A 544-nucleotide genomic window follows, 5' to 3' on the forward strand; every position below is an offset into this window, starting at 1 on the left:
CGCGGAGTGGTGGTGAAAAGCCACGGTGGTACCAGCAAGGAAGGCTTTGCCTGCGCGCTGGAAGTGGCGCAACTGGAAGCCCGGCGCAATGTGCCTTCTCTGATCAGTGATGCACTGGGCCAGGCCAGCACCGACTGAAATCCTGTGTCGGGGTCGGCTGGCCTCGATGCTGTTCATACTTTGTTTCAGGCCCGACCGGACAGCGAAAGCGAAAGCCGGCATACTGCGGCCTGCCTATTCCTGTCTATTTTCAAGGGGATGTTGAATGTCGAAGACAGCCTTTATTTTTCCCGGTCAGGGCTCTCAGAGTCTGGGGATGCTGAGTGAGTTTGCCGAACGCCCGGCAGTGAAGCAGACCTTTCAGGAAGCCTCCGGTGCACTGGACCAGGATCTCTGGGCGTTGGCCCAGGAGGGGCCGAAAGAGGCACTGAACCAGACTGAAATTACCCAGCCGCTGCTGCTGACAGCCGGTGTCGCCCTGTGGCGGTTGTGGGAACAAAGTGGTGGTCCGCGGCCGGATGTGTTGGCCGGGCATAGTCTGGGT

1 protein-coding gene and 1 pseudogene are annotated in these 544 nt (G+C 59.7%); both read left to right on the plus strand.

Annotated elements, in window-relative coordinates; genetic code table 11:
• Positions 1 to 138 (plus strand): annotated as a pseudogene (locus A3730_RS33030) (phosphate acyltransferase); the annotation flags it as partial.
• Positions 139 to 265: 127 nt separating this feature from the next.
• Positions 266 to 544: ACP S-malonyltransferase (locus A3730_RS09765; RefSeq protein WP_156501124.1), on the plus strand; the 279-nt coding region annotated here is incomplete at its 3' end.

It is taken from the genome of Alcanivorax sp. HI0044 (assembly GCF_001634945.1).